The 6,450-nt window shown below is 29.2% G+C and carries 6 protein-coding genes and 2 pseudogenes; all 8 read left to right on the forward strand.

Going from position 1 to position 6,450, the window contains the following annotated elements; translation table 11 throughout:
- Positions 1-847 precede the first annotated feature (847 nt).
- The 8 genes and pseudogenes from ACXACQ_RS23645 to ACXACQ_RS23680 all read left to right on the forward strand — a co-directional run bounded on the left by ACXACQ_RS23645 (position 848) and on the right by ACXACQ_RS23680 (position 5,806).
- Positions 848-1,156: pseudogene (locus tag ACXACQ_RS23645) on the forward strand (cadmium resistance transporter).
- Positions 1,110-1,469 carry a cadmium resistance transporter gene (locus ACXACQ_RS23650; RefSeq protein WP_474978515.1) on the forward strand — a complete coding sequence of 120 codons (360 nt, stop codon included), beginning with the start codon at positions 1,110-1,112 and terminating at the stop codon, positions 1,467-1,469. Before ACXACQ_RS23645 ends, ACXACQ_RS23650 begins: the two are co-directional and overlap by 47 nt.
- An 18-nt stretch (positions 1,470-1,487) precedes the next feature.
- On the forward strand, positions 1,488-1,835 hold the full coding sequence (locus tag ACXACQ_RS23655) for an ArsR/SmtB family transcription factor (protein ID WP_002508637.1): 348 nt from the start codon (positions 1,488-1,490) through the stop codon (positions 1,833-1,835).
- 1,002 nt (positions 1,836-2,837) lie between these two features.
- The gene (locus ACXACQ_RS23660; RefSeq protein ID WP_474978516.1) at positions 2,838-3,215 is read left to right on the forward strand and encodes a plasmid mobilization protein; all 378 of its coding nucleotides are present in this window, start codon (positions 2,838-2,840) and stop codon (positions 3,213-3,215) included.
- A 169-nt stretch (positions 3,216-3,384) separates the two neighbouring features.
- Positions 3,385-4,176 carry a nuclease-related domain-containing protein gene (locus ACXACQ_RS23665; protein ID WP_474978517.1) on the forward strand — a complete coding sequence of 264 codons (792 nt, stop codon included), beginning with the start codon at positions 3,385-3,387 and terminating at the stop codon, positions 4,174-4,176.
- A 124-nt stretch (positions 4,177-4,300) separates the two neighbouring features.
- Positions 4,301-4,396: a type I toxin-antitoxin system Fst family toxin gene (locus tag ACXACQ_RS23670; RefSeq protein WP_011276848.1), complete on the forward strand. Its 96-nt coding sequence runs from the start codon at positions 4,301-4,303 to the stop codon at positions 4,394-4,396.
- A 163-nt stretch (positions 4,397-4,559) separates the two neighbouring features.
- Positions 4,560-4,800 (forward strand): annotated as a pseudogene (locus ACXACQ_RS23675) (IS5/IS1182 family transposase); the annotation flags it as partial.
- Between the two features lie 448 nt (positions 4,801-5,248).
- Positions 5,249-5,806, forward strand: coding sequence for a YSIRK-type signal peptide-containing protein (locus ACXACQ_RS23680; protein ID WP_474978518.1), 558 nt, complete (start codon positions 5,249-5,251; stop codon positions 5,804-5,806).
- The last annotated feature ends 644 nt before the right edge of the window (positions 5,807-6,450 follow it).

Below are 6,450 nucleotides of genomic sequence, written 5' to 3' on the forward strand. Positions count from 1 at the left end.
AAGGTTAAGTTTGTCATACTCGTGTGCTCACCCAGCACCTAAAATTGAGATAGCTTTTTTCTTTCGTACGGTCTGTTTATTTTTCTTTCGACGCCGTATCGTCGATGGAATTCAAAAAAGTTATGGGCTATAAATCTGCATCGCTTTTTCAAGAAATGTAGTAGCAATATTCAAGACGAATTAGATTTTTATAACTGCTCGGAATATGTCAAGCCGTTTCTTTAATTTTGAAATAAAAAATCGACGAAGGTCGATTATGGTTTTTGCACGCGTTCTTTTTAGAACGCATAAGTGCGCCCTTACGGGATTTAACTAGATTATAACGACGAAAATCAGACCTGTAAAGCGATAACTATTGTGATAAAGTTTGCTAAAAAGGAGTGTTTGAAGTTGATAACTATCAAACAGAACGTGAATTTATTTATCTATTTTCTAAATGATCTTTAGGAAGATCTGTTTTGGCTAATCTTTAATGTGTGTAATATTTAGTACTTTTACTACACCATTTTTAGGTGTTCCGATTGGAGTTATTGCTTACTATTGCTTTTTTTGTAAGGATGACAACTTTGATGAGATAACTGAAAAGTATGATTATCATGACGAGAATAAGAAGTAGTTGACGCATTTATGCCGAGAAAATTTATTGTGCGTTGAGAAGAACCCTTAACTAAACTTGGAGACGAATGTCGGCATAGCGTGAGCTATTAAGCCGACCATTCGACAAGTTTTGGGATTGTTAAGGGTTCCGAGGATCAACGTCAATAAAGCAATTGGAATAAAGCATCTATGATTATTTGAAAACATAAGTTATAATACATTCAAAAATATTTTTGAATGAGGTGTAATTATGATTCAGACTATTGTAACTGCTGCTATTCTTTATATTGCGACAGCAGTAGATTTATTAGTAATTTTATTAATATTTTTTGCTAGAGCAAAGACTAGGAAAGAATATCGAGATATTTATATTGGTCAGTATTTGGGTTCTATTATTTTAATATGTAGTTAGTTTGTTCTTTAGCCTTATGTCTTAAATTATGTTCCTGAAAAATGGATATTAGGATTATTAGGGTTAATACCGATTTATTTAGGAATTAAAGTAGCTATTTATGATGATTGTGAAGGAGAAAAGAGAGCTAGAAAAAGAATTGAATGAAAAAGGATTGTCTAAATTAGTTGGTACGGTTGCAATTGTTACGATAGCAAGTTGTGGTGCTGATAATATTGGTTTATTTGTTCCGTATTTTGTGACATTAAGTGTTACTCATTTATTAATTACTCTGTTTGTCTTTTTAATTTTAATTTTCTTCTTGGTATTTACTGCACAAAAATTAGCTAATATTCCAGGAGTTGGAGAAATTGTTGAGAAATTTAGTCGTTGGATTATGGCTGTTATTTATATAGCTTTAGGTTTATTTATTATTATTGAAAATGACACTATTCAAACAATTTTAGGATTTATATTTTAATTTAGGGTGTGATTTTATATGAGTTATGAAAATGCTTGTGATGTGATCTGTGTACATGAGGATAAAGTTAACAATGCTTTAAGTTTTTTAGAAGATGATAAATCTAAGAAATTACTTAACATTTTAGAAAAAATTTGTGATGAGAAGAAATTGAAAATCATATTATCTTTGATTAAAGAAGATGAGTTGTGTGTTTGTGATATTTCTTTGATATTGAAAATGAGTGTTGCTTCAACTTCACATCATTTAAGGCTTTTATATAAAAATGAGGTACTTGATTTTTATAAAGATGGAAAGATGGCATATTATTTTATTAAAGACGATGAAATAAGAGAGTTTTTCTCTAAAAATCAGGAGGGTTTTTGAAACAGTAGTTTCTTCTTGTCTTGATAATGGGGAGATTAATTTAATCCGTTTTTAAATTTTAGCATGGAATCTAATATTGATAATAGAACTTATCGTTTCATTATTTCAGTTAACCGTAATGGTTTTAAAGGTAGTAAAATGTTATAATATAGATGTATTGAAGGAGGAGTGGCGACTCCTCCTAAAAAGTTAATTTAGTTTATTTAACTCTTTAATTAGTGATGTAATAGCTCTTAACAGATTGATTAATGCTGTTAGGAGCTTTATTTTTACTCTTTTAGACATTCATCATTATACCTCTTTTAACAAATATGACTGCAACCTAATCATACTTTTGCTATATCTTCATTTCATTAACGATATGTTCACCTACTACTATATTACCCATTGAATCATTTTGAGTTTATAATTCACTTTCTCTAAGTCTTTTTTAATTCTATAAATTTCATTTTATTAATGAATGTTTATTTAACTGTTACATTAATGCCAAACTAAGACTTACGCATTGTATCGTGTAAATTATTTTAATTGTTTGTTAAATTTACAGGGAATCTAAAAGGAATCCCGGACAACAGGATAAGGAGGAACAATGCCATTGCCATGGCACCCAGCATAGCTGGGGTTCTCTAAACTTATCCTTAAAGACTTTGAACGCTGATATTACAGTATTTCTGAATCGTATTTAATGACGGACACAAAGGAATCCATGAAATTTTACATGGCATTTTCTTTGGAAAATAGCAATACTTCTATCCTTTGGGGCGCAAGGGATTTCACACTAGGGAATCTTTAGATTCCCTAGAGATTCCCTAAAGGATTCCCTGTTTCCCTTCTAAATTAATCAATATTTCATTCTATAGTTTATTAGTAATTACTAAGTTTAATATGATACGATAAAACTAAGTAATTGCTAAGCTAATAACTTGTTAAAATAGATGAGTATTTGCTTAGTTTATTTTTTTATAAAAACATTGAGTAATTACTAACTATATTATTGAATGAATGAGTGATTACTTAGTTTTGGAGGGGTCAAAAATGACTAATAAAAGTCATAGAAAAGCTAAAACAATCAATATCAATTTGACTGAAGAAGAATATAAAAAGGTAAAAGCATTAGCAGAAGATAGAGATTTAAATCCAACAGCTTATACACGACTTGCGGCATTAGGTAATCGTATCAAACCTACAGTTGTCTATAACACAGATGAATATACTGAACAGTTAAAAAAAGAAAAACAAACACTTGAAATGGCTTTAGAGACAAGCATACCAAAAGAAGATGTTGAACTTTTAGAAGCACAATGTGAAAGTTATAAAAACTTATATGGATACATTCAAGAAGTTCTTGCAGTATGTACAAGAAGATGCGGAATATATTAATTTGAATGGATACAAGAGAGATGAACAATTAAAAGCAGAGATGAAAGATGCTATAAAGTCATTGATATAAATAGTTAAGGGTTAGTGTATAATGATTATCGTTTTGGTATTATGTTCTATTATCTTATTTTGCTTAGTAATTTATTTTTATAAAAAGAGCAATGATAATATGAAATTGAAGGAGAAAAAAGAACAAGCGCTAAATTCAAATATTGATAGTGAGAAAAACCCAAATAAAGATTTATCGGCTCGTTATAAAGAACTAAACCAAAAATATGAAGATGTGTGTAGGGAAAATAAAAACTTGAAAGAAAGTTATCGTTTAAGCTCTGTATCTAATAAAAACATGGGGGAAATCAAAGCTTCTAAAGAGTTACAAGAAATTTTTGAACAGTTGCAAGAAGAAGTTGATATCGACCATTTTGTAAAATTCGATAATCTTTTTTTGTACGATTTAAAAGAACCTAGACAAATAGATCATATGGTTATTTGCGATTATGGTATTTATATATTTGAAACTAAATATTGGGAAGGTGATATATATTACAATATATCTAAAGAAAGTTTAAAAGGTACTAAGCATGAATTATTGAATCGATACATCTTTTATAAGCAAGATGAAAATGAGCATCAAACTTTTGTTTTGAAATTAAATGAAAATGGGGAAATAGAATACCGTAACCATGGTAATCCTTATAAACAGATATATAAAACAATGAAGAAATTAAGCGCTTTTTTAAATAAACAATATTTTATCAATAGTATTATATATTTTAATTATCACAATGATAAATATCATTTTGTTGATGGATCAGATAAAACTAATGGGATAATTGGGGTAAATCAAAAAGAAAATTTATATGATTTATTAAAAAATAAAATGAAAAATTTCAAATTTGAAAAGTTGAATGAAAAACAAATAAAATATTTGAAGCAGAAATTTGAAAAATACAAAGTGTAAAATTAAATTATTTTACATATTTCAACTTATCGGAAGTACATATGCTTCAAAAGATACAGATGGTATAATAATGGAGTCGCCTATCTCTCAGGCGTCAATTTGACGTAGGGAGGAGGTGTTATTCATGTTGGAAATCCTTGTTCACATCACGACCACAGTCATCAGTGGTTGTATTATTGCGTTATTTACGCATTGGCTGCGTAATCGCAAAGACAAATAGGCGACAATAGCCACACCTACAAAAACCCCCTCACTATTTGCGGTAGTGAGGGGGTTGGTGTATCCATGCTGGATTCCTTGTTAAGTGCATTATAACATCATAGTGCGTAGGAATGCAAAACAGCTTATATTAAAAAAGGGGGGAAGTATCTTTGATTAATATCTTAAAGGCTATTTTGGGTATCTCTCGAATGTGCGTTCTAGGGATAGATAAAGCCAAAAGAGAACTAGGATTTGTACTAATGACATTTAATATAAGAAAAGTAACGGTTTAACGAGCTGAAAATAATCAAAAAAATTATAAAAAAAGACAATTTCTATATTATTTCAATAGAAATTGTCTTTTTTTATTTATCCTGGAACTTTATGTCTTGGACTCTTTGTTTTAATTATTGCTATGTGTGAGTTGTTTTTCAAAAAACGTATAAAACGATTTTTCACGATATAGGGACCTCATGAAAAGTATATTTTATGTAAAGTTAATACTATTGATTTTTAAGAGGGATAATAAAAAATTTCACATTAAAATCCCATCAAAAATTAAATATAGAAAATTCAAAATAATACAAAGGATATATGGTTTCTATTTAATATTGTTGGAGAGTAGTTGCTAAACTGAGGGTTATTGATGACTTATAAATTTAGAAAGATATTCTAATAAAAAATTAAGAGAAGATAATAATGGTATTAACTATTTTATTATTAGCACTTCAACATATCAGTAATATAAATTTGTACAATTAAATTTTTGTTTTGCTATATATGAAATTTCATTTATAATATACTTAATGCTATAATTAGGATTTGTTTGAGACAAACTTTAATTATATGAAATTTCAAAGGAGTGAAGTTTTTGAAAAATTCAAAAAAACGTTTAGATTTTTTACCAAACACGTTAAATAAGTATTCGATTAGAAAATTTACAGTAGGTACAGCTTCTATTTTAGTTGGAGCTACTTTGTTTTTAGGAGTTAGTAATGAAGCTGAAGCAGCAGAAAAAATCGACTCACCAACTAAAGAAAAGGTAGCAACAACTGAAGAGCCAGCAACTAAAGAAGAAGCAGCAACAACTGAAGAGCCAGCAACTAAAGAAGAAGCAGCAACAACTGAAGAGCCAGCAACTAAAGAAGAAGCAGCAACAACTGAAGAGCCAGCAACTAAAGAAGAAGCAGCAACAACTGAAGAGCCAGCAACTAAAGAAGAAGCAGCAACAGCTGAAGAGCCAGCAACTAAAGAAGAAGCAGCAACAACTGAAGAGCCAGCAACTAAAGAAGAAGCAGCAACAGCTGAAGAGCCAGCAACTAAAGAAGAAGCAGCAACAGCTGAAGAGCCAGCAACTAAAGAAGAAGCAGACAAAGCAACAACAGAAGAAGCGCCAACAGCTGAAGAAACAGACTGTACAATTATATAAATGGTCAGTTTTGTACTTCAACCTATTTCACAGTTTCATTTGCAATTTCATAATTTTTTAAAACAATGACCATTGTTAAGGGGATATTTATGAAAATTATTGATTTCAAAATTAGTAACTATGATATAATCTATACTGTTAAAACGGATACGGATAGTACGTTTTCCCACGCTCTACCAAAGGATACAACATCACAAAATGTTCATCGTTATTTGAATATATTGTGTATTAATGTTGACCGAACAAAGTAATATATACCTATGATTATTAAGAGGACAGCTCTTTTAACTGTCTTTAACTATCAAATAGATACAATATTTCTAACAAAGTCTAGCAAATGATCTGCAAAGTTCATTTACTAGATTTTTTTATTCTCATTAATTCATACTACATTCTTCAACTAAAATCATATTTATTTAATTCTTTTATAAAAATTTTGTTATAATTAAGTTTAAAATAATTTTTCAGAATATTAAGATTCTATTTTATATAAAATAATGATATTAGTTCAAAATTTATGTTAACTCAAAGGGGTGTATCAATGAAATTTTTAAAAAACAAGGGAAAACAACAAATAAAAACAGAAAAAAGTTCGAAATGCCTCATATTTATGTCATATTATTTATATTTGGTGCCATCGCTAC

The organism is Fulvivirga sp. AWR4_260 (assembly GCF_056158185.1).